This is a genomic window from Paenibacillus sp. GM2 (assembly GCF_900069005.2).
Lineage (GTDB): Bacteria > Bacillota > Bacilli > Paenibacillales > Paenibacillaceae > Fontibacillus.
On the sequence record NZ_LN831279.1, the window covers coordinates 16,892 to 40,885 of the forward strand.

Annotated in this window: 15 protein-coding genes; all 15 read left to right on the top strand. The window is 47.7% G+C overall.

The genetic code is table 11. The features are described from left to right. Window positions 1–121 precede the first annotated feature (121 nt). Window positions 122–3,283, top strand: a complete 3,162-nt coding sequence (locus tag BN1360_RS10120) for an alpha-mannosidase (protein ID WP_068779752.1) — start codon at window positions 122–124, stop codon at window positions 3,281–3,283. 59 nt (window positions 3,284–3,342) lie between these two features. After that, window positions 3,343–4,137, top strand: coding sequence for an alpha/beta hydrolase (locus BN1360_RS10125; RefSeq protein WP_068779753.1), 795 nt, complete (start codon window positions 3,343–3,345; stop codon window positions 4,135–4,137). 26 nt (window positions 4,138–4,163) lie between these two features. After that, complete coding sequence (locus BN1360_RS10130; RefSeq protein ID WP_068779754.1) at window positions 4,164–4,826, top strand: SGNH/GDSL hydrolase family protein; 663 nt, start codon at window positions 4,164–4,166, stop codon at window positions 4,824–4,826. A 470-nt stretch (window positions 4,827–5,296) separates the two neighbouring features. Beyond that, window positions 5,297–7,060, top strand: coding sequence for a glycoside hydrolase family 36 protein (locus tag BN1360_RS10135; protein ID WP_068779755.1), 1,764 nt, complete (start codon window positions 5,297–5,299; stop codon window positions 7,058–7,060). 148 nt (window positions 7,061–7,208) lie between these two features. Continuing rightward, window positions 7,209–8,834 carry an extracellular solute-binding protein gene (locus BN1360_RS10140; protein WP_082790010.1) on the top strand — a complete coding sequence of 542 codons (1,626 nt, stop codon included), beginning with the start codon at window positions 7,209–7,211 and terminating at the stop codon, window positions 8,832–8,834. 233 nt (window positions 8,835–9,067) lie between these two features. After that, complete coding sequence (locus BN1360_RS10145; RefSeq protein WP_229520966.1) at window positions 9,068–10,030, top strand: ABC transporter permease; 963 nt, start codon at window positions 9,068–9,070, stop codon at window positions 10,028–10,030. 15 nt (window positions 10,031–10,045) lie between these two features. Further along, window positions 10,046–10,921, top strand: a complete 876-nt coding sequence (locus BN1360_RS10150; protein ID WP_068779757.1) for a carbohydrate ABC transporter permease — start codon at window positions 10,046–10,048, stop codon at window positions 10,919–10,921. Window positions 10,922–10,946: 25 nt separating this feature from the next. Next, a complete protein-coding gene (locus tag BN1360_RS10155; protein ID WP_068779758.1) occupies window positions 10,947–12,839 on the top strand; it encodes a sensor histidine kinase in 1,893 nt (630 codons plus the stop codon). Next, on the top strand, window positions 12,839–13,645 hold the full coding sequence (locus BN1360_RS10160) for a response regulator transcription factor (RefSeq protein WP_068779759.1): 807 nt from the start codon (window positions 12,839–12,841) through the stop codon (window positions 13,643–13,645). Before BN1360_RS10155 ends, BN1360_RS10160 begins: the two co-directional genes overlap by 1 nt. 55 nt (window positions 13,646–13,700) lie before the next feature. Continuing rightward, window positions 13,701–16,748, top strand: a complete 3,048-nt coding sequence (locus BN1360_RS10165) for a glycoside hydrolase family 2 TIM barrel-domain containing protein (RefSeq protein ID WP_324254259.1) — start codon at window positions 13,701–13,703, stop codon at window positions 16,746–16,748. A 290-nt stretch (window positions 16,749–17,038) separates the two neighbouring features. Next, entirely contained in the window at window positions 17,039–18,055 is a 1,017-nt protein-coding gene (locus BN1360_RS10170; protein WP_069188330.1) for a response regulator, read from the top strand. Between the two features lie 74 nt (window positions 18,056–18,129). Continuing rightward, a complete protein-coding gene (locus BN1360_RS10175) occupies window positions 18,130–19,899 on the top strand; it encodes a cache domain-containing sensor histidine kinase (protein ID WP_229520967.1) in 1,770 nt (589 codons plus the stop codon). A gap of 96 nt (window positions 19,900–19,995) precedes the next feature. Continuing rightward, on the top strand, window positions 19,996–21,564 hold the full coding sequence (locus tag BN1360_RS10180; RefSeq protein ID WP_068779762.1) for an extracellular solute-binding protein: 1,569 nt from the start codon (window positions 19,996–19,998) through the stop codon (window positions 21,562–21,564). A gap of 93 nt (window positions 21,565–21,657) precedes the next feature. Continuing rightward, window positions 21,658–22,512, top strand: a complete 855-nt coding sequence (locus tag BN1360_RS10185; RefSeq protein ID WP_068779763.1) for a polysaccharide deacetylase family protein — start codon at window positions 21,658–21,660, stop codon at window positions 22,510–22,512. 103 nt (window positions 22,513–22,615) lie between these two features. Then, on the top strand, window positions 22,616–23,890 hold the full coding sequence (locus BN1360_RS10190; RefSeq protein WP_068779764.1) for an MFS transporter: 1,275 nt from the start codon (window positions 22,616–22,618) through the stop codon (window positions 23,888–23,890). The last annotated feature ends 104 nt before the right edge of the window (window positions 23,891–23,994 follow it).

Here is a 23,994-nt window from a genome sequence, read left to right on the forward strand (position 1 = left end):
AGAAGAGGTCGAATGCCCACTAGTTCTTTTTTCACCAGGTGTAAAATGCGGTCCCACTTTGTGGGTAACCGCTTATTTCATAGCATATAACACGTGTTATAAACTAAAGGAGGAGAAGTGTATGTTTTGGACGGAAGAGAAGCTGGAAGCGCGTATTAAGGAGTTGGAGACCTATCGTTACCGAGAAGCTATGCAGTTGGTGGAGTGGAAGATACAGGAGGATGAGGAGGGAGCCAATGGAAAATATCCTTCACAGCCTGCCGGACAATCCGTTATCCGTTTGGGGGAGCACTGGACCGGCCGAGACCGTTATTTGTGGATGTACAAGCGGGTGGACGTGCCGACGGACTGGAAAGGCCGGCGTATTGTAGGCCGCTTTGATTTTGGACGGACAGGCGGAGGCAACAATAGCGGATTTGAAGCTCTGCTGTTCCTGAACGGGAAGCCGTATCAGGGCGTAGATTCCAATCACCAGGAGGTGTTTCTCGAGGAAGATGCTGCGGGGAGTACGCTCGATTTTGCCTTCCGTCTGTGGTCTGGTCTTGAAGGCGGCGGGAAGCCAACGCCACAGGAGCATCGCATTAAGCTGGCAGAGCTGGCTTGCTTGGATGAAGCGGCGGATGACCTATACTTCACCGGTCGGGCTGTACTTGCCGTCAGCAGGCAGCTGGCGGATAGCCAGCCGGAGAAGCAGGAGCTGATCACGGCGCTGAATCGTGCGTTTGCAGAACTGGATTGGTCGCGGCCCGGCAGCGAGGCTTTCTATGCCTCCGTCGCTGCGGGCAATGCCCTGCTGCAGACGAAGCTGGCGGCGATGCAGCGAGAGCATCCGGTTACGGTTACGGCAGTGGGCCATACCCATATCGATGTCGCCTGGCTGTGGCGGCTGACTCATACGCGGGAGAAAGCGGCGCGTTCCTTCTCCACCGTTCTGAGGTTGATGAAGCAGTATCCCGAGTATATCTTCCTGCAGACCCAGCCGCAGCTGTACGACTATATCAAGCAGGACTACCCGGAGATTTACGCCGAAATTGCCGATCGTATCAAGGAAGGACGTTGGGAGGCTGGCGGGGCGATGTGGCTGGAGGCGGACTGTAACCTGACGAGCGGAGAATCGCTGGTTCGTCAGATTCTGTACGGTACGAAGTTCTTCCGCGAGGAATTCGGCGCGGAATGCAAATATCTCTGGCTGCCAGATGTTTTTGGCTACAGCTGGGCGCTGCCGCAGATTTTACGCAAATCAGGCATCGACACCTTTATGACGACCAAAATCAGTTGGAGTCAATACAATCGTATGCCGCATGATACGTTCCGTTGGAGAGGCATGGACGGTACCGAGGTGCTGGCCCATTTCATTACGACACCGGAAGGGCCCGAGTCCAGCGCTTGGTATTATACATACAACGGGTTGATCGAGCCGTTCTCCGTGCAGGGCATCTGGGACCAGTACAGGGACAAGAATCTGAACAGAGAGCTGTTATTGTCTTACGGGTATGGCGATGGCGGCGGCGGAGTTAACCGTGAGATGCTGGAAATGCGCCGCAGACTGGATGAGATTCCAGGGGTTCCAAATGTGAAGACGGGGCGGGCTGATACGTATTTTGAACGGTTGCAGACAACGATTGAGAGCACGGATGAGTATGTCCACACATGGGATGGAGAGCTGTATCTGGAATTCCATAGAGGCACATATACGAGCCAGGCCTATAACAAACGGATGAACCGGAAGCTGGAGCTGCTGTATCGGGAATCCGAATGGCTGCAAGCGATACTGGCTGCGGAGACAGGGGATTTCTCCAGGTATCCGGCTCAGCAGCTATATGAGGGCTGGAAAATCATTTTGCGCAATCAGTTCCATGATATCATTCCTGGCTCTTCCATCCGCGAGGTATATGAGGATTCCCGGGCGGAGTATGCGGAAGCGCTTCGGATTGGTGAGGAAGCCGCCGCATCGGCCAAAGAGGGTCTAATGGCCTTAAACAGCGGAAGAGATGAAATAGAATATACAGTGTTTAATGGTGCCTTCTATAAGCGCAGCGATCTTGTCATTTTAACGGATGCGGAGGGCCAAGACAGGGAATGGAGAGACGGAAGCGGGCGCGTGCTGCGTTCACAAAGACAGGGGGACAAATGGCTGATCGAGGTTCCTGATCTTCCTATGATGGGGGCTGCAATCCTTAAAGCCCGCCCGGCTGAACCAATCCAGCAGGATGTGCCATTCCACTGGGAAGCCTCCCGGCTGACCACTCCATTTTATGTTCTTGAGTGGAACGAGGCGGGGCAATTAACCCGCATTTACGATCGGGAAGCGGAGCGGGAAGTCCTCGCTGCGGGAGAGTGCGGCAATGTACTGCAGGTGTTCGAGGATAAGCCAAAAATGTATGAGGCATGGGATATTGATCTGTTCTATCAGGAGAAAATGCGGGAGATTACGGATTTGCAGTCCATGTCCTTGATTGAGAGCGGACCGTTAGCCGCTGTACTGGAATTGAAATGGGATTATATGGACTCAACCCTTACCCAGAAAGTTAAGGTGTACTCGGGAAGTCGGCGGATCGACTTTGAGACGCTGGTCGATTGGCACGAACGGCAGCAGTTATTGAAGGTTGCGTTCCCGGTTGCGGTAAGATCGACAGAAGCCACTTACGATATTCAATTTGGCAATGTGAAGCGGCCGACCCACTGGAATACGAGCTGGGATTATGCGCGTTTCGAAAGTGTGGGGCATCAATGGGCTGATTTGTCGGAGCGAGGGTATGGCGTGAGCTTGCTCAATGATTGCAAATATGGGTACGACATCAAGGATCATGTGATGAGGCTGTCATTGATTAAGTCGGCCACCGAGCCGGATTGGCAGGCAGACCAAGGCGAGCATCTCTTCACTTACGCTTTGCTGCCGCATCTGGGAGATTGGGCTGTCGGAAGAACGGTGGAGGAGGCATGGTCGCTGAATAACCTGCTGCAGGCGGTACAGGGAGGATATGCCGCCGGAGCCGGCAGGTCGCTGATCCGAACGGATGCCGACGGCATCGCGATTGATGCGGTGAAGCTGTCAGAGCAAGGCGACGGTCTGATCGTCCGACTACATGAATATCTGGGGGGACGTAGCGAGGTCACATTATCCAGCGATTACCCGGTTTACTCCTGGCAGGTGTGCGATCTGATGGAACGCCCTCTATCGGAAGCAGTGAACGGTCTCGAGATCCGCCATAGCTTCAAGCCTTATGAGATTAATACTTTTCTAGTGAAATTCTCTGGCCTATCCGGAGAAGGCCGCAAGTAGAACGATAGGCAATTGGAGCCTTGAAGCAGCAAAACTGTATTTTGGGAGAGAACTCAAATATGAAAATGGAACTATGGCCGGAAGAGGCCCCTTTGGCGTTCGGCAGTCAAGTAGAAGATCGTCCTGCCATAACCGCTTATCTCGCAGAGAATAAAGGGAATTTGCAATCGGCTGTTATTGTGCTCCCGGGAGGAGGCTACGAATCATTAGCTCATCATGAAGGTGAACCTATAGCCAGATGGCTAAATGGAATAGGGATTACTGCTTTTGTGCTTGAATACAGGGTAGCGCCATATAAGCATCCGGCTCAACTGCTGGATATTCAACGGGCGATCCGCTATGTCAGAGCGCACGCTGAATCATGGCAAATCGATCCGGCCAGATTAGGGCTGATAGGGTTCTCGGCAGGAGGCCATTTGGCCGCTACTGCGGGAACCCACTATGACGAAGGTGACCCTGCATCTCTCGATCCAATCGAACATTTTAGTTGCCGTCCTGACTTTTTAATGCTATGTTATCCGGTTATAAGCATGGGCGAATTTGGCCATGGGGGATCTCGCATTCACCTGCTGGGTGAACATCCATCGGCCGGAGAGCTTGAATATTTGTCAAATGAACTTAGAGTAACGGCTGATACGCCACCGACTTTCCTGTGGCATACTGCTGATGATCCAGTAGTTCCGGTTGAAAACACTTTGCTGTTCGCTCGGGCGCTAAGTCGCTGTAAAGTGCCGTTCGAGATACATTTGTATCAAAGCGGCAAACATGGCTTAGGTTTGGCAGAGGATCATCCGGAAGCCCGAACTTGGCCTGATCTGTGCGCACGCTGGTTGAGGCGTATCGGAATTTTGTAATAGATTTGACGAAAGGAGAGACAGCGATGTTAGTAGGCTATAACGAGAAGCTGATCATGATTGGCGACTCTGTGACAGATTGTGAGAGGGCTCGTCCTTATGGAGAAGGTCTATTTGGAGGAATTGGAAAAGGGTATGTCATGATGGCAGACGCTCTGATCCAGTCGGTATATCCTGAGCGGGGTATTCGTATCACGAATATGGGCGCGAGCGGCAATACGATTCGGGATTTGCAGCAGCGGTGGACAACAGACGTAATGGACTTGAAGCCAGATTGGCTGTCTATTATGATTGGGATCAATGATGTATGGAGACAATTTGATACTCCGCACATCACAGAGGGGCATGTATATCTTGGGGAATATGAGCTGACGCTTAGAAATTTGGTAGAATCGACGCTTCCCTCTTTGAAAGGACTTATCCTTATGACTCCCTATTATCTGGAGCCTAACCCTCATGATCTGATGAGAGCAGACATGGATCGGTATGGATCTGTCGTGAAGCGCGTTGCCGATGATTACGGCTGCTTGTTCGTTGATACCCAGCAAGCATTTGCCTCTGTGCTTGAGTCTATTTACCCGGCGACGATAGCATGGGATCGGGTTCATCCGAATGCTGCCGGTCATATGGTATTGGCCAAAGCCTTTCTAAATGTCATTGGCTTCGATTGGAGCAAAGCCTCGCATTAAGCGGGGCTTTTTTTTATTTGTGCGACATAGAATGAGGATTTCCCCCGGTAAAATCGTTCTTCTCCCCGGTTTTCGCTTATATGGGATTGCGATATGTTTAGGGGGCAGTATGCTTCAAGTGCGTGTTCAAAAAGGCCGGTTTTCAGCAGCGAGAAGGTCGGATGAAGCCAGGAAAGAAAGGGGCGGAGCGTAGACAAAACCAACGTGAGCACCTGAGATGTTTTTGTAAGCATTGGCTTAGACCCGGCTGAACTCAAGGATTCGATGTCGAGTTACTTCTTGATTCACTTCGTGCTAGATATCGATTTTAATCCTTTATCAGCCAGGCTGATGAAATTCTATATTGCCAGAAAACCTTCATTCGGATCATGGTCGCGCATTCTGAATAACCTTGATCGGTTTTCTGATCGAAAGCGGACTTTTTGAACAACATCTTTGAAAGTATGTAAGCGAGTACAGGAGGGCTATACATGTCGATGAGGCAACACCACTTTCATTGGACTGACGGAGGCGATGGCGTTCAGTGGGAGATTACAACGGAGACTCCTGAAGCAGGAATAGAGCTGGTTCATATTCGAATCAGTCTGGAAAACCCAGACATACCACCGTGCATCCAATTGACTTGGGAGCATCCGGCAGCTGATATTCAAGGGGTCTGGCATCCGAACTGCGGAAGGAACCGGGGATTTGTGCCGGATTGGGGGGCTGGTTATACCAGCCGACTGACCAACTCTTCTCCCGTGGTATGTCTCTTTAGCGGAACTGGCCGAAACAAGCTGACATTTGCTTTCTCGGATGCGTTGAACCCGATTGTGATGAAGGCCGGTGTTCATGAGGAGACCGCGGAGTATCATTGTGCGGTGACTCTGTTTGACGAGCCGGTGGCACCGCTAAGCCATTATGAGGCGACGCTTAGGGTGGATTGCCGGGACTTATTTTATTACGAGGCATTGAATGAAGTTCAGAACTGGTGGAGCGGGTTGCCTGGTCTGACTCCTGCCCCGGTTCCGGACTCTGCCCGCGAGCCGATGTACTCAACCTGGTACAGCTATCACCAGCAACTGGTGCCGGAAGAGATTGAGGAACAATGCCGCCTGGCCAAGAAACTGGGTTGTGAATCCGTGATTGTGGACGACGGGTGGCAAACAGCGGACAATCTGCGCGGATATGCATACTGCGGCGATTGGAACGTGTGCCCGGACAAAATACCGAATATGAAAGAGCATGTAGAGCGGGTTCATCGCTTGGGAATGAAATATTTGCTCTGGTATTCCGTTCCTTTTGTTGGCATGCATAGCCGGGCCTGGAACCAATTTCAGGATAAAATGCTGTATACGATTGAAGAGCGAGGCTGGGGAATCGTAGATCCAAGGTATCCCGAGGTACGCGAATATTTAATCTTGATCTATGAAAAGGCGCTGATAGAATGGGACCTGGACGGTTTCAAGCTGGATTTTATGGATAGCTTCCTACCTCCAGGGGGAAGGAAGCCGGAGTACGGCAACGGGCGCGATTATGTGTCGGTATCGGAGGCAGTGGACCGGCTGATGACCGACATTATGCAGCGTCTGCGCAGGATTAAACCGAAGGTGATGATTGAGTTTCGTCAATCTTATATTGGGCCGCATATGCGCAAGTACGGCAATATGTTCCGAGCCTCGGATTGCCCCAATGATTCTATCGAGAATCGGGTGCGCACTTTGGATATTCGGCTTCTATGCGGCAATACGGCTGCACATGCTGATCCGATCATGTGGAGCATGGAAGAACCGGCAGAATCGGCAGCACTTCAGCTCATCAATGCATTGTTTGCCGTGCCGCAAATTTCGGTTAGATTGGATCAGCTCCCTGAACGACATCAAGATATGGCAGCGTTTTGGCTGAGCTTCTGGAGGGAACATCGGCAGGTTTTGCTGGATGGACCGCTTGAGCCTTATCATCCGGAGCTGCTGTATCCTGTAGTCATCGCTGCAGCAAAAGATATCCTAATCGCCGCTGCTTATGAGCGGACGGTAGTGCCCCTTAATCGCGAGCTGCCAAAGACCGTCGTGCTGATTAATGGCACGCGAGAAAATGGAATGATTGTGGAGTGGGCAGCCAACGCTGGTTCCAGAGCAGTTACGGTACAAGATACTACCGGGCGCGTAATGCAGGAGTACAACCTGGGTATAGAAGGGGTACAGCAAATTTCTGTTCCGCCCGCAGGTCTTGTTACACTTATAGCAGGCAAATAAGACTTTTATCCGGTATTATCGTCCTTTTCCCCGGTTTTCAGGGAAGGTATTTTTTATTAATTTTGACATGTGAACGCTTTCTTTTTAGTTTTAGGTCAGGTCGTTTTTAAGGGGAAACAGAGTACAAATTGAGGAGGTCTTTTCGTACATGGCAAAACTAAGAAACAGGTTGACTAGTAGTATGCTGGCTGTTGTTCTGGCAGGTACAGTAGCATTAACGGGATGTGGCAGCTCCGGAGAACCGTCCGCCTCGCCGTCTTCTTCACCGTCTGAAGGAAAGGAGACGAACGCTGCGGATCAGCCTTATAAGCTGAATTGGTTGAAAGGTCAGGATATATCGAAGCCGTATGATTATTCCAAGGATGTCGTGAAGCAGGCGATTGAGAAAAAGCTGAACATTGAGATTATTCCGGAAATGGTGGATGTCCAGCAGTACAAGACGAAGCTGAATCTGAAGATGACCAGCGGGGATATTCCCGATGTGGTTCGAATTGATTTCGCCGATGACTTTCAAAAGTATGCGCAGCAGGGCGCTTTTGTCGACCTGACCGATCTGATCAATGAGACAGACACACCAAACATTGTTAAGGAAGTGCCTGCGGATGTGTTCGAACAGGCTATGGTTAACGGTAAACTGTATGGAATCCCTTATCAGGGCGGTCCGGGAGCCGGCTACCGTTGGGATTTGGTAATGCGTACAGATCTTCTGGGCAGCACGCCGGCGCCAACGACGCTTGATGACTATTATAATCTGCTCAAGAAGATCAAGGCAGAGCATCCCGATGTCATTCCCCTCGGAGGTTATAACGCAGAGGTCGGTCAACAAAAATATGCCAACAATTCCTTTGATCATATTTTTGGCGCATTTGGGGTGACGCCAGGCTTCTTCACGGAAGCGGATGGCAAATTCAGCAATTATGATATCGATCCGAAAATGAGAGAGGCGCTTCTTTACCTGCAAAAGATGTATTCAGAAGGACTTATTGATAAGGAATTCGCTACGATCAAGGAAGAGCAGCTGCGGACCAAGCTGTATAGCGGCAAGCTGTTCTCCTGGATGGGCTGGTGGTCTACGGCTAACGATTATGATACACAAATCGAGACAAACCTGTTGAAGCAAAGCGGAGAGCTGGCATCGGATGGCAGTTTGCCTGACCAATCCAATTTGCCTTTCAAATATTTAACGTTGACGGGTTCCCTTGTCGGAGCCGATGGTACGGCAGTGGCTCCGGCAGGTGCCCCATTCAATCAAATGACGGCGATTAGCGTCAAGACGAAAGATCCTGCACGGGTATTGCAAATTATCGAGGATTCCTTGTCGCCTGAAAATCAAATGCTTACGGTGTGGGGAATCGAAGGCGAAGACTACAAGATTGAGAACGGTAAAATGTCGGTAGTAACGGATTTGGTAGATCCTAAAACGATGCAAGACAAGGACGGTAATTTCCGCAGTATCCAAAGCTATTTGTTTGCTCCCGGGCTGAAAGGCTGGCCGCGATATCTAGAATCGTTACCGCTTCGGCATTCCCAGGCGCTTGATGTAGCTATTACGAATAAATATCAAATCACAGATGCCTCCAACTTCTTGGATTCTCCAACCAAAATTGCCAAGCTGGTAGAGCTTAATACGATGCGCGACTCTGTATTTACTCAGATTATCATGGGCGGGGATATTAAGAAATTTGATGAATTCGTGGAAAAATGGAAGTCCCAAGGCGGATCGCAAATTTTAAGCGAGTTGGAAGCATCGTTCAAGAAAAAACAAGGCAAATAATCCCCTTTTAGGGTAAGGGAACTCATGAATGATTGAATGTACAATCAAGAACGGGAAAGGGGTCGCTCCATGGAGCAGCCTCTTCCCGTCTTTTTTTCTTCCTAACTTAAAACTCGACTTTTCCCCTGTAATACTTCGCTTCTGTCCGGTTTTCGGTTCAGGAGGGATTAGATATATTATTTATGAAAGCCCTTTCGAAACGGTTGTATATGGAACAAGGAGGCATAAAAAGAATGGGGAGCGAGTTGAAATCGGCGCAAATGATCGTAGGAACTGTGCCTGAATCAGGATGGAAGAAAGCGCTGGATCGGATCTGGAAGTATAAACTGTTGTATCTTCTTTTACTTCCGGGATTTTTGTGGGTATTCATTTTTGATTATCTCCCGGTTTTCGGGATCAGCGTAGCCTTTATGGATTACAATTTTATTCGCGGAATCAGTGGTAGTGAATGGGCAGGACTAAAATACTTTCATGCATTGTTTGAGTCTGACATGTTCTGGACGGCCTTTAAGAATACGCTGATCATTAATTTGTACAAGATGATAAGCGGCTTTATCTGTCCAATTCTATTAGCCCTTGCCTTAAATGAAATTCGCATCAAATGGTTCAAAAAGACGCTGCAAACGGCCGTGTACCTGCCAAGATTCGTCTCCTGGGTCGTATACGGGGGAATTATTACTCTACTGCTGTCTCCGGAAACCGGGATTGTTAATAAGGTGGTTGAGCTGCTGGGCGGAAGTCCTGCTTATTTGCTTGCCGATCATCATTACTTCCGCACGATCTTGGTGGTGACCGACGCGATGAAGGAGATGGGATGGGCAGCGATAATATATATCGCAGCCATCGCCGGCCTGAACCCGGAGGTTAATGAAGCGGCTGTTGTGGATGGAGCCACCCGCTTCCAGCGCATCATTTATATGACGCTGCCGGGGATATCGGGTACGATCGTAGTCATGTTTATTTTACGGGTCGGCTTCATAATGAGCGCGGGCCTTGATCAGGTGATCAATCTGTACAACCCTATGGTTCTGCAGGTTGGCGATATTTTGGATACGTATATTTACCGCGTTGGGGTGGAGCAATTCAATATTAGCGTGGCTGCTGCGGCAGATGTGATCAAAGGGATTATCGGATTAGCGATGGTGCTGACAGCCAATCATTTTGCCAAACGAATCAATGATTCGGGCATTTTCTAGAGAGGAGACCGAATCATGAAGCTTACCGCTACAGAAAAGTTATTTGTCGTCTCTAACTATATTCTTTTGTCGCTTATGACAGTTGTTATTATTTTGCCCTTCTGGTATGTCATTACTGTATCCGTTACTCCTTATCATATATTCAGTGCCAAAAATGGCATGGTCTTGTTTCCAACTTCGTTTAGCCTGGAGTATTACAAGTATTTGCTGGAGAAGGGTTCACTGATCTATCAATCCTATGGGAATACGCTGAAGAACACAGCCGGGGGTGTAATCCTTGCTCTGATTCTGACCTCTGGCGCCGCTTATGCATTAGCTGAGAAAAAGCTGCCCGGACGTAGAATTCTGATTTTGTTTTTTGTATTTACGATGTTATTTAGGGGGGGAATGATCCCTACCTATATTACGATCAAGCAACTAGGGCTGCTGAACACTTCGTATGTTTTGATCCTGGTTATGGCGTTCAGCGCGTTCTATATGATCATTATGAAAACCTTCTTTGAGGGCATCCCGGAAAGCTTGAAGGAATCCGCTGCTATCGATGGAGCCTCGGAATTCCGCATCTTATGGCAAATTGTCTTGCCGCTGTCCATGCCGGTTTTAGCTTCTATCGGTTTAATGTATTTAGTAGTCTACTGGAATGATTTCTTTAATGCTATGCTATATGTGACGGATTGGAGTAAGGCGCCGGTGCAATTAGTGCTTCGAACCATTATAGCCAGTTCCAGCTTGCCTCCTGAGCTGTTAGAGGCGGCCGGAACTACACCTCCGCCAACGATCGGCATCCAAATGTCAGCCATCGTGATCGTGGCTTTGCCGATGCTGATTATCTATCCTTTCGTTCAAAAATATTTTGATCAGGGGATGATGGTAGGCTCAGTCAAGGGGTGATATTCCATGTGCAGGGGATGAGAAGATGGGACAGAATGCATCGCGTAAAACCTCACGCTTGTTCAACAAATTGAGCTTGCCGCTCTTGGGTTTGATTGTGGTATTTATCGTCCTGTCCACAACGGCCTCCAGCTATATTCTGATTCAGGTTCAGAACAACCATACGCTGAAAATGGCGGAGCAGTCGATGGAGTTCGTACATCGGAATGTCTGGTATCAGTTTGATACTATGAAAAATGTAAGTGCATTCGTGCGATCCAATCAGTTTATTGATAACCTTATTGATCGTCAATATAAGCAGGATTATGAGTCGATCGGTGACTTTTTTGAGCTGGAGAAAAATTTGCAAAATCTATCTCTCTTGTCTCTGCTCCATAATGTCGCTTCAAATAATGCAGTTCAGACAACGTATAGCGTATCTATGTTATTGGAGCCCACCAGCAGTCTTTATAGCGTTTCACCCGCCCATTTTTTCGGGGGAACCGGAATCTATCAGGCTAATGACCTGATCGATGCGGAATGGTATCAACGCTTGAATCGTAATGAGAGCGAAGGCGTGTGGTGGGCTCAGCCTTTTGGAACGGGCAATGTCGTGTATTTGGCGAGTCGCAAGCTCAGCTATAAGGATGGACGGAATATAGGCACGGTGATGGTTGGTGCCGATACCCGAAGCATCCAGGGTGTGATTGGCAACGCACCTATTGATAAAGGCTACTATCTGCTGCTGGATGAGAAGAACCAGGTAATATATAGCGCCCGGCATTCATTTATGGATAATTTGAGCGGAACGCCCTATGTTCAATCGCTTCATGGCGCTAAAGGGACAGTTAAAGCCACTGTAGATAACGAATCATACAGAATTATGTACGATTCGTTCGATAATGGCTGGAAGCTGGTGGCCCTGGTTCCAGAGAGTCATTTTAGCCGCTATACCTTTATGATCTCGATGATCTGCGCAGTGATTGGCATTGTTGCGCTACTGGTATCCGGATTCTGGATGCATTCGATTGTTACCCGGGTGACAGTTCCCATATCCCGGTTAGTCTCGGCCATGCAGCGAAAGGATGTGCTGCAGCTGGAGCAGCCCCTGCCAAGCGATATTTCGGAAATTTATGAGATTAACGAGTTGAACCAACAGTTCTCAGCCATGCTGGTTATGATTCGGCAGCTGATTGAGAAGAGCTTCACTGAAGAAATCGAGCGGCGCCAACTGCAGTTGGAATTGTTACAGGCTCAAATCAATCCTCATTTTTTGTATAATACCTTGGATTTGATCAACTGTCGGGCATTGATATCCGGGGATATGGAGACCAGCATGATCGTTCGTTCGCTTGCCAATGTGTTCCGTTATGGGTTAAATAAAGGCAAGACCTGGATTCCTCTGAAGGATGAGGCTTGTCAGGTAGAAGCTTATTTAGACATTCAGAAGCAAATGCTGGATGACTTGACGATTCGCATAGATATTCCAGAGGAGTTGGCCGCGGTACAGGTGATCCACTTAATCTTGCAGCCGCTCGCGGAAAATTGCATTGTACATGGATTTGCCAATCAGACGAGCAAATGTCGAATCGCGATTTCAGCCAGAAGAGAATCTGAAAGCGTTATCCTTCGGGTGGAAGACAATGGAAGCGGAGTGGATTCGAACATGATGAACCAGCGTTTGGCCCGAGAGAGCAGCAAGGAGAAGAGCTCGGAAGGGGGCTATGGAACTTTAAATGTACATCGCCGAATTGTGCTGAACTGTAAGGAACGGAAGGGAGAATATGGGCTGCGGTATATCAGGGTTCCCAACGGAACCTGTGTCGAAGCGGTTATGCCATTTATCGCTGAGGCGGATGAAGCAATTAAGAATGAAGGCGGACTTAGTCCCAGCTTGTTCGGAAATCCTGCATCGGAAGAAAGAATGGAGGATGAATAATGTATAAGCTGCTGGTAGCTGAAGATGTAAGGACGGTTCGGGAAGCCATTGTTCGCTCCATAGATTGGCGTGCCCTAGATGTAGAGATCGTCGGAGCACTAAGTAACGGTGAGGAGGTTCTGGAACAACTGGATGTCCTTGCTCCCCAAATTCTATTAACGGATATTAGTATGCCAAAGGTGAATGGCATCGAGTTGATCACAGGTGTGCTGCAGCGGTATCCGGACATGAAATGCATTATTCTCTCAGGTTTGAATGAATTTGAGTATGCCCGCAAGGCGATCTCATTACAAGTGCTGGATTACGTTCTGAAGCCGGTAGATCCGGAGCAGATTCAACGAGTGGTGGGACTTGCCGTTGCCCAGCTTCGCAAGGAAGAAGAGGAACGCAATGGGCTGGCCATGGCGGAGCAGTTGGTGAGAGAGCAGCTTCCCAATCTATCGGGTCAAATGCCGCTAAACAGCATAGGCGGAAATGTGAAAAAGAAAAAGCTGGTGGAGCAAGCTCTTGAATATGTTTTGGCTCATTACATGAAGCGAAGCTTGACCTTAAACGATATTGCTTCCCATGTTGGATTAAGTGAAAAATATTTGAACCAGGTGTTCAAAGAGGTAACCGGGACGACCTTAAACCATGCTATTATCCAGGTGCGGATGGAAGCGGCGGTTCAGCTCCTTAAGGACCCGACGATCAAAATTTATGAGATTTGCGATCAGATTGGCTATACGGATCAGGATCATTTCCGGGACAGCTTCAAAAGACATTATGGATTAACTCCAACCGATTATCGAAACAAGTTTCTTTAGTTCATTTCGTCAAAGGGCTTGCTGTTGTTATCTTAAGATTCGGAGGAAAGGATGAATGTTCATGAAGAACCTGCCTAAATTGTGGGAAAATCCAGGGAAACTGCACGAAAATCGAGAGCCGGCACGCGCTCATTATATTCCTTATGCGACGATGGAGCAGGCCAAGTCTCGGAAGCGGGGGCGTTCGCCATTTTATCAAACCTTGAATGGGAAATGGAAATTTCAATATTTCGCAAGTGTTGTTAATGCGCCTGATGGATTCTATACCGAAGAAAATGATGTGAGCAGTTGGGATGATCTCATCGTTCCATCTTGCTGGCAGGTCAACGGATATGATCAGCTTCATTACACGAATGTAAGATATCCGTTTCCCGTAGATCCGCCTTATGTGCCTGATGATAATCCTGCAGGATTATATGTGCGCGATTTTCAGGTGCCGGTTGATTGGGCTGCAAAGGAGCAATATGTCATATTTGAAGGAGTGAACTCCTGCTTCTATCTTTGGGTTAATGGACAATACGTCGGCTACAGTCAAGGCAGCCGCAATCCGGCAGAATTTATGATAACCCCTTATCTCAAGGCGGGAGTCAACCGGATAGCTGTGCTGGTGCTCAAGTGGTGCGATGGTACCTATTTGGAGGATCAGGATTGCTGGCGGTATTCGGGGATTTTCCGCGATGTCTATCTTTTGGCCCGCGACAAGGAGCATATTCGCGACGTGTTTGCCCATCAGGAATTTGAGGCTGATTACGAAAAAGTCACATTGCAGGTTGAGGTGGATACAACGGGGCCGCTGCAGGTGCAGGTTGAGCTCCGGGATGCACAAGCATTGCTCGCAGGTTCGGCTGAAGGGTTCATCGACCATTCCTCCACGCTGGCTATTCAGGTGGAGCGTCCTGTGCTCTGGAATGCGGAGCAGCCGTATTTATATGATCTGTATGTACGAGCTGGGGAAGAGAGCTTAGCTATTCAAGTGGGATTCCGCCATGTGGAAGTAGTGGACGGTGTATTTAAGCTGAATGGTCAGGCCTTGAAGTTGAAGGGCGTTAATCGGCATGATTCACATCCACTGCTGGGACAGACGGTGCCGTTGAATCATATGAAGCATGATCTGCTGCTGATGAAGCAGCATAATATCAACACGGTGCGGACTTCCCATTACCCGAACGATCCTCGCTTCCTGGAGCTTTGCAACGAGCTGGGCTTCTATCTGGTCGATGAAGCGGATCTGGAATGCCATGGAATGAGCGTGGGGACCCCATGGACCTCTGCTCAGACGGATGTTCTTAGTGAGGACCCGGACTGGCGGGATGCTTATCTTGATCGTGCCAAGCGTTTGGTAGAACGGGATAAGAACCACCCTTCTGTACTGATCTGGTCGCTTGGCAATGAGTCAGGCTTTGGGGATAATCATATCGCTATGGCTGAATGGATCAAGCAGCGGGACCCCTCCCGTCTGGTCCATTACGAAGGGGCGCCTGGCTCCCAGTCTGAGCCTGAGCGTACCCGCAGCCTCGACGTTGATAGCTGGATGTATGGCTCTGTAGAGAGCTGCGCCGAATACGGACGCGACGAACAGAACAGGAAGCCGCTCTTTTTATGTGAATACAGTCATGCCATGGGCAATGGTCCGGGCGATCTGCGGGATTATTGGGAAGTGTTCGAGGCCTACCCCAAGCTGATGGGGGGATGTGTGTGGGAATGGGTGGATCATGGGATTCTGACCCATACAGAGGAGGGAACCCCTTATTATGCATATGGAGGAGACTTTGGAGATCAGCCGAATGACGGCAATTTCTGCATAGATGGACTGGTCTCCCCAGATCGTGTGCCTCATGCCGGACTGTTGGAGCTAAAGCAAGTGCTTGCACCGGTCCGGGTGGAGACGGTAGATCTTGCTGCCGGCCGGGTGCGAATCGGCAACCGCTATGATTTTACGGATCTTTCCCATATTGCCGCCTATTGGAGACTCCTGGAGGATAACGTGCTTATTGATCAAGGCAAATTACAGGAATTAAATACGACCCCGCAGGAATGGGAGACCGTGATTCTGCCCTATACACTCCCTCCTAATCCCGGACGCCTGGTGCTCCAGCTCTCCTTCCGGCTTGATCGGGATATGGAGTGGGCGGAGCCGGGTTATGAATTGACATTTGCCGAATTGGAATTTCCTATCGAACAGGCGGGAGCCGCAAGGGAAGTCAGCGCAAGCCGGACATCGCCAGTTAAAGGGAGGCTTAGCGCTTTAGAAGCTGACGGCAAGCTGTTGCTGAACGGATTTGATTTCCGATATGAGTTTGATCTGCATCGAGGGGCTCTCACCAAGCTGGAACGGGATGGACTTGAGCGGCTGGCAGCCCCTGCAACGCTGAGCATCTGGCGTGCGCCTACAGATAATGATCGTAATATCCGGCAGGCATGGGAGCAGTTAGGCTATGACAAGGCGAAAATGAAGGTATATCGGTCTGAGTGGGAGGTAGACTCGAACGGGGGGATCCGCATAGGAATTGAATACTCGCTTGGAGCTTATATTCATGCGCCGTTTCTACGCGGACGGATGGAGTGGAAGGTGGCTCCGTCCGGAGAATTGACCTTGAAGACGACCGCGGCAGTGGGGGAGAAGCTGCCTTGGCTGCCGCGCTTTGGACTTGAGCTTGTATTAGCGCCTGGCAATGAGGAAGTGGAATACTCCGGGCTTGGGCCACACGAGAGCTATATCGACAAGCGCCTGAGCGTACGGCAAGGGGTCTATTTGACCAGCGTAGATCAAATGTTTGTCCCTTACATTGTGCCGCAGGAATTTGGCTCGCGATATGATACGAACTGGGCTATTGTTTCGAATGAGCAGGGAATGGGACTGCGTATTGATGCGCCACAGCCGTTCTCATTCCAGGCTGCCCACTATAAGGCGCAGGATCTCACCGAGGCCACTCATCTTCACCAGCTGAAGAGACGGCCCGAGGCCTATGTGCATCTGGATTATCGGATGAGCGGGGTCGGTTCGAATTCTTGCGGGCCGGAATTGGCCGAAAGGTATCGGATTGAAGAGAAACAGATTAACTTTGAGTTGACCCTGAAGCCGGTTAATAAGGAAGATGAATAATCATGACAGGCCGCTGCTTATCAGTTTAGGGGAATGTTGCCAAACATTCCCCTTTACGGGAGGGAGGCGAAAGATTACTGTTGGACCGCCCGCGCAAGCCCATTCAAATGATTTGCCCCCAAAGCTCTATTTTTCCTCGTAAGACTTCGGATGACTCCTGGCGGAAGAAGAGGCCCGTTTCTTTTGACGGGATCATTACGTGAGAATTAAGTCACATATACGGTTTTGCTTTATCTGTTATACATGAGTTATTCATTCTAAAAACAGATGCGCAAAGGGGAGAAGCTAAAATTTATCACGTTGTTGTAGCAGAGGACGAAATGTGGATTCGCAGCGCATTAGTCAAAATGATTGAAGGCTTGGGCAGCGGATTCAAGGTCGTAGGCGAGGCGTCAAGCGGGGAGGAAGCCTGGTATATGATACAGGAGCTCTGGCCGTCCATTCTGGTAACAGATATTATGATGCCGACCATGAACGGGCTGGATTTGGCCAAACATATTCATGCCTACAAGCTGCCGATCGTAACCGTTGTTATAAGCGGTTATGATGAATTTGAATATGCCCGTCAGGCTATACGCTATGATGTGTCCGATTATTTGTTGAAGCCCGTCAGCGAGGAGCAGGTGCAACAAGCGCTGCTGAACAGCAAGGAGCGCTTGTATTCGTTGCAGGATGAGCAAGCTTATATGTTTAAGGTTCGGGAATTTTTGGATCAGCTCTTCCTTGGCGATGGTGTTCAGCTGCTTAAGATGGTTACAGTACTCATCTCCTCGATTCTCAGGATGAAAGGGGCCCGGCCAGGTGTACGTCTCGGTTTTTTGCGTATTATAGCCGGACGATTGAACGAACTTATCGCAAGTCTGGATGAACGGTTTAGTGCTCCCCCCATGCCGGAGAATACAGAAGACAAAGTGATTATTCGGTATTTTGAAATGCTAGTTATTGCTTGGCTCGAACGCCGTCCGCTTTATGCCGGCGGGGAAGCGTCACATACGATTAAACAAGTGTATGCCTATCTGGAGAAGAACTATATGAATCATCTGACCTTATCAGCAGCAGCAGATCATGTTCATTTAAGCCCCAGTTATTTCAGTACCTTGTTTAAACAATATACCGGGGAAACATTCGTCAACTATTTAAATGGAATAAGGATTGCAAAAGCGAAGATATTGCTGGTGGATTTTGATATAAAAATTTATGAGGTTGCCGAGCTGGTAGGCTTTGCTTCTCTGCCTTATTTTAACCGGGTTTTTAAACAAGTTACTCAAATGACGCCAAAAGAATTCAGAAATCGGTTGATGTCATGATTGATTTTTTTACTTGGAAGAGACGGTTATCTGCTCAGAACCTGTCCATTAAATCAAAAATGATCGCCGTTTTTTTGTCTATTAATATAGTATCGGTTGTCATTATCACTGTTATATCCCAGTTATATTATACAAAGGAAGTAGAAAAAAACTTTTTTGCATTATCTTACGATGCGGTTTTCAGCAAAAAGCATCAGCTTGATTTATATTTTAAACAGGTCATTCAGTCTACTTCTTCCCTGCTTAATGATGATCTGGTACAGCGTTATTTGACTAATCCAGACAAGGTGAGCGCGGACGATATTAACGATCTTAGAAGAGCATTGAGCAGGTATGTAGCGCTTAATTACTCCGAGATAATTGACATGTTTTTAGTTCCCCGTCAAATGGAAAGTGTTGTTTCACTGAACGGCCCGGATTTAACAACAGAGCCATATAAGAACGAGCCCTGGTTTAACTGCCCTCCTCTATTAAAGCCGGCCATTCTGGCTACCCATCGTATCTCTTACGCTAACGGCGCAGGAACTTATGCGGTCTCCCTCGTCATGCCTATATTTAGTACAGATACAACGGAACATATTGGATATCTCGTTGTGGATCTATCCTTATCGCAAATTCAGGAAATGTTCGAAATGGACTCGGCGGAAGGAGAAGCTCCTGGTGTCTTCCTTGTAGTTGCAGCGGATGATACGGTTGTCTATCATCCAGAACGAAAATGGATGGGAGCGGCAAGAAAAAACACGGACTTGGTACAATTAAATATTAATTATGACAAGGCTTCATTGCGGCAATGGCAGGGAGAAAAGTGGCTGATCGCCTTAGAGCATTCAGAGCTTACTCAATGGACCATTGTTCTTGCATTGCCCTTTAGAGAAATGGCAGGGGGGCTCCAGGCTATACAGAGGGCGATTTTCATATCTTTTATTATTGTGACCTTATTGATTATGATCGTAATTCCCCTGCTTGCAAACAGCTTTATGAACCCCTTGTTGAAGCTTGCTAAGCTGATGAGGATTGTAGCAAAAGGGAATCTAGACGAAAAGGCTGATCTTGCATCAAGACATTATGAATTTAAGCAGCTGGGCTATAATTTTGATGATATGATTTCACAAATTAAAGAGCTTATGGAAGAAGTAACTGAACTACAGGTAAGGGATATTCATAGTCGGATCAGGCAAAAGGAAGCACTAATCCAAGCATTACAGAATCAAATCAATCCTCACCTGCTGTACAATTCCCTGGACATTATTAAAAGTATGGCCTACCTGGAGGATATGCCGGTTATTGAAAAGATGGCCCTGAATCTCGGAGATGTTTACCGCTATACAGCCAAAATTTCCGATGATGAAGTGACTTTACAGGAAGAACTGGATCATTTGACAAAATATCTGGATATTATCCGGCTGCGATTCCCCGGAAGTTTTCAGAGCCGGATTTACATTAACGAGAACTTTCTGGATTGCTCGATAATCAGACTAACACTGCAGCCGATAGTAGAAAATGCTGTGAAGTATGCTGTGGAGCCAAGGGGAGGCCACGGTGCTATTCTGGTTAGCGCCTACCAAGACAAATCGGACATGATTATAGAGATTGCCGATAACGGAGAGGGATTTCCGGCGAATAAGCTGCAACAGGCGCAAGATCTGCTCGAAGGCATCTCCAGTCAGACAAATGACTTCACACAGCAGGATAGTCTTGGCATATCCAATGTCCATGCTCGCCTTGTATTAAAATATGGCAGTCGGTATGGAATCCATATCAACTCTTTTCCGGGAAGAGGCTGCGTAATTTCAGTCCGAGTTCCTTATACACCAGTTGCTGAAACTATGAAGTTCAAAAAATAAGAGAATAAATCATTAAAATGTGCAAGGAATTATTTTGATCATACGTCTACTATAGACTAGTAGCCAAACAAACTGACTGGGGGTTCATATGAGAAAATGCGCATTTGGCTCACGGTACTCGTCCTTATAGTCAGCTTGCTTACAGCATGTGCAAGTACGCCTGAAGCTGCTCCTCAGAACAATAGCCAACCCGGATTATGGGGGAACGGCAAGGATAATCATCCATCATCCACACGAGGCCTGGCTGATGACGGCACAGAAAAGCTGACTATTCATCTCATGTCGCCCAGCTGGGCCGGTGGGGGATGGGCAGACAATAATCATCCTGTCATTGAAAAATTAAATGAGAAGCTAAACATCGAATTAAAAATTCAATGGGTTCCGGCAGAAAGCTATATTGAGAAAATACATGTGTTGGCTGCTTCTAACAATCTGCCGGACGTATATTATTTGAATACGAATTTCCTGAGATGGAGAGAACGTGGCCAGTTTATGGACATTAAGCCTTATCTGGATAACTATCCAGATCAATTTCCTAATTTGAGATCTAATATCGCACAGTATGGCTACGAAATAATGAATCCTAAAGGCAAGTATTATGGACTCCCGTATTATGGAATTGAAACCCGGGACTCTCTTGTTATCCGCCAAGATTGGATGGATGAGCTTGGTTTGCAAATGCCGGCGACGGTCGATGAGATGTATGAAGTGTTAAAAGCATTTGTCTATGGTGATCCGGATCGGAATGGGATTAACGATACAATTGGCTTTAGTATGTCTGTGCTGGAGAACGGCGGATTTGGCTACGTTGATTATTTGATGGGGGCATTCGGACTGGCTAATGGCTGGAAAGATGTAGACGGTAAACTGGTGCCTGTACAGGTTCAGCGCAATGAACTAAAAGCGTTTGTTGCCTTCTTGCGCAAAGCCTATGATGAAGGGGTATTGGACAAAGACTTCCCGACTAATAAGACGGACGATCCTATGTACAAGTTTGCGGGGGGCAAGCTGGGCATGAACTATGCAAATCCGAATGAATTGTATACAACCCTTCTTCCTGCCTTACAGAGGCTTGTACCAGATGCAAAACTGGCTTACCTCGTTCCGCCAAAAGGCCCCACGGGGCTGCGGGCATCCAAAACTGCCACGATAACGAACAAAGTTGTTATTCAGGGCAAGATTAACGTCAAGAAACAAGAACGCATATTGAAAATGCTCGATTATCTCGTTTCTGATGAAGGAACTATTTTGACTCGAAATGGCTTGGAAGGGATTCATTACAGAATGAATGCAGATCGAACCTACAGGAAGCTGGAAGCTTTCGATTCAGATCGGCCATTTCTTCTTTCCTCCTGGTTTTTCCGCCGTTTTGATCCGGCGACCCAAGAAAGATTGTGGGATGATCCGGTTCAATCCGCCAAAACCTTAAAAATGTTCGAAGAAAATGCTAAATATGCATGGCCAAATGCTGCAATAGGTATAGAGACAGAAACAATGAACAAGCGTTTTACTGATTTGAATATAAGATGGACCGCAGCCCTGGTTAAGATCATCATTGGACTGGAGCCGATGCAGATGCTAGATAAAGCCATTGCTGATTGGAGAGCCGATGGGGGCGACCAGATAATCATTGAAGTAAACGAAGAGTACCAAAAATTGCAATAAAGAGGTATGTTCGGATCAGTCAAAGGATAAGGTGAATTATCAGGAACAGAAGCTAATATTAGATCGTTTCATAAAAAGAAAGGAGGACTTAACATGAGTCCTAAGTACCTAATTATTAATTGTGACGATTTTGGTCAAAGCGCTCCGATGAACCAGGCTATCATGCATTTGCTTGAGGAGCGCAAGGTATCCTCGGCAACAATTATGACTCCGGCTCCGGGATTTGAGGAAGCTGTTGAATGGTGCATCCAAAAAGGCTATAAAAATATTGGTTTGCATATGACGCTTACAAGCGAATTTGACGCTATTCGGTGGACAAGCTTGACTGGCCATCCATCGCTGCATGATGAGAGCGGTTATATGCACAAGACTGCTGAAGCCTTTGAACGCCATGCCGATACCGATGCAGCTGTAAAGGAAGTATCCGCGCAATATGAAAGGCTTGTACAATATGGAATTTACCCTACTCATGCCGATAATCATATGGGCAGTTTATATGGAATGGAGTCAGGAAGGAGCCATATACCACAGGCATTGAAATTATGTGCCGAATGGAAGATACCTTTCCGTTTCTTCCGCAAAGTCTACCTGGGTGACCCATTACTTTCCGTAATCCCAGGGGTCGAGCATGTAGCCTCTGAGGTTTCCGCTCTTGCGGACGAATTTGGCGTTGGAATCCCCGACTACTTGTTATCGCACCCTTTTCATATTGGTAAAGGTGAGACCTACGAAAAATTTAAGCAAGAGATAATTACTAAGATATACAATTTGCCTGAAGGCATTAGTGAAACATATATTCATCCTGCCATTCAGGACATACGCTTGCAGGAACAAGTTCCAAGCTGGGAGAAGCGGGTATGGGAATACAAGCTGATGCTGGACGATGATTTTGCTTATGCCATCAAGGATGCTGGTATCATTCTGACTGATTATTCTGCTCTACGTTAATATATCGTCCAATGTAAGCGTTTTAGGAAGCGGTTCCCTTTCCGCTTCAGCAATATTCCCAATTCATTGGCCGCAGATATGCACAGGAGGTTATCACCGAAGTATGAAGCAGAAACTACTGAACTCACCTATGATATACGCATTTGGAATGCTAGCGATGATGATACCCAGCCAAGCCTTCAGTTCTTTTTACACTTACTACTATGTGGATAAGCTGGGCCTAAGCATCGGACTTGCCACCCTTGCACGAACAATATTTTTAATATGGGATGCCGTTAACCAGCCTATTTTCGGCTATTGGTCCGATCGGACGAGGACCAGATTCGGGAGGAGGCGTCCATGGATATTTATTGCTTCTCCATTATTCGCGCTCGCATTTATTTTAGTATTCTCCCCGCCGGTCAATCTGTCAGAATCGGGATTATTTACATGGTTTTTAGTAATGCTTGTATTCTATGAAGCAGTGGCGGCAATTATTTGGGTTAACTATGGAGCCTTATTTCCGGAATTGTTCAAGGGAGACCGTGTCCGTACAAAAGCTTCAGCAATTCAGCAGGGCTATCAGATCGTGGCAATTTTAATCGGGACTGCATTTACACCCGTTTTATTTAATGCCCTGGGTTTTGGAAATATGGCTGTAATCTACTCGCTAGTGTTTCTTATTTTCATGGCTTTGTTTCTCTGCTTTATAAAAGAGGACGAAGAGGCGAGTAAAGGTCCGCAGCTGAAGCTAAAAGAAGCATTCAAAGCAACCTTGAAGAACAAGCCGTTTTGGCTGGTTAATATCTCTAATTCATTTGCCCAGACTGTCAATGGACTGCTTAGCGCAACGATCCCCTTTTACGCCAAGTATGTTCTTCACATCCCTGAGAAACAGAATACAATCTTGTTTGCCGCCGTATTTGTATCGGTCATTCCGCTCGTCGCTGTGTGGTATTGGCTGCTGCGCAGGATGGATCCGGTCAAGGGCTGGAGATTATCACTCATCATGTATGCATGTGCTGTTATTGCGTTCTGGTTCGGTTATAATTTAACAAGCGGTATCATAGCAGGCGTGGTAGTTGGCTTCGGATTGGCGGGCTTCCTTGTCTCCCCTCCTATGGTCAATAGTAGAATTATAGATCTTGATGTGGCAAAGACCGGGAGCAGGAGGGAAGGCATCTATACAGCTGTCAGCAGCTTTATTGTTCGGTCAAGTGGTTTGATTTCTTCAGTTTCATTTTTTGTAGTGGGCGTTATCTTCGGGTATGAAAGCGGTGATAATCCGGGACCCGATCCGGAGTCCACCTTTCGTTATTTGATCAGCGTTGTTCCGCTGATTCTGTTATCCATTTCCATCATTATTTCTTTTTTTGTGAAAATAGAGGACAGAATGTAATCATCCAGATCGAATCCACATCATCAAAAAGAGAAACCTTGGGTTTGAAAAGTCCAGGTTTCTCTATATTTGCGTCGTATTAAATGATATCGTGGCGCGATATC

What these genes read in the sequence shown, in the direction of transcription:
- BN1360_RS10120 (WP_068779752.1), top strand. Translation starts at nt 122, where the DNA reads ATGTTTTGGACGGAAGAGAAGCTGGAAGCGCGTATTAAGGAGTTGGAG.
- BN1360_RS10125 (WP_068779753.1), top strand. Translation starts at nt 3,343, where the DNA reads ATGAAAATGGAACTATGGCCGGAAGAGGCCCCTTTGGCGTTCGGCAGT.
- BN1360_RS10130 (WP_068779754.1), top strand. Translation starts at nt 4,164, where the DNA reads ATGTTAGTAGGCTATAACGAGAAGCTGATCATGATTGGCGACTCTGTG.
- BN1360_RS10135 (WP_068779755.1), top strand. Translation starts at nt 5,297, where the DNA reads ATGTCGATGAGGCAACACCACTTTCATTGGACTGACGGAGGCGATGGC.
- BN1360_RS10140 (WP_082790010.1), top strand. Translation starts at nt 7,209, where the DNA reads ATGGCAAAACTAAGAAACAGGTTGACTAGTAGTATGCTGGCTGTTGTT.
- BN1360_RS10145 (WP_229520966.1), top strand. Translation starts at nt 9,068, where the DNA reads ATGGGGAGCGAGTTGAAATCGGCGCAAATGATCGTAGGAACTGTGCCT.
- BN1360_RS10150 (WP_068779757.1), top strand. Translation starts at nt 10,046, where the DNA reads ATGAAGCTTACCGCTACAGAAAAGTTATTTGTCGTCTCTAACTATATT.
- BN1360_RS10155 (WP_068779758.1), top strand. Translation starts at nt 10,947, where the DNA reads ATGGGACAGAATGCATCGCGTAAAACCTCACGCTTGTTCAACAAATTG.
- BN1360_RS10160 (WP_068779759.1), top strand. Translation starts at nt 12,839, where the DNA reads ATGTATAAGCTGCTGGTAGCTGAAGATGTAAGGACGGTTCGGGAAGCC.
- BN1360_RS10165 (WP_324254259.1), top strand. Translation starts at nt 13,701, where the DNA reads ATGTTCATGAAGAACCTGCCTAAATTGTGGGAAAATCCAGGGAAACTG.
- BN1360_RS10180 (WP_068779762.1), top strand. Translation starts at nt 19,996, where the DNA reads ATGCGCATTTGGCTCACGGTACTCGTCCTTATAGTCAGCTTGCTTACA.
- BN1360_RS10185 (WP_068779763.1), top strand. Translation starts at nt 21,658, where the DNA reads ATGAGTCCTAAGTACCTAATTATTAATTGTGACGATTTTGGTCAAAGC.
- BN1360_RS10190 (WP_068779764.1), top strand. Translation starts at nt 22,616, where the DNA reads ATGAAGCAGAAACTACTGAACTCACCTATGATATACGCATTTGGAATG.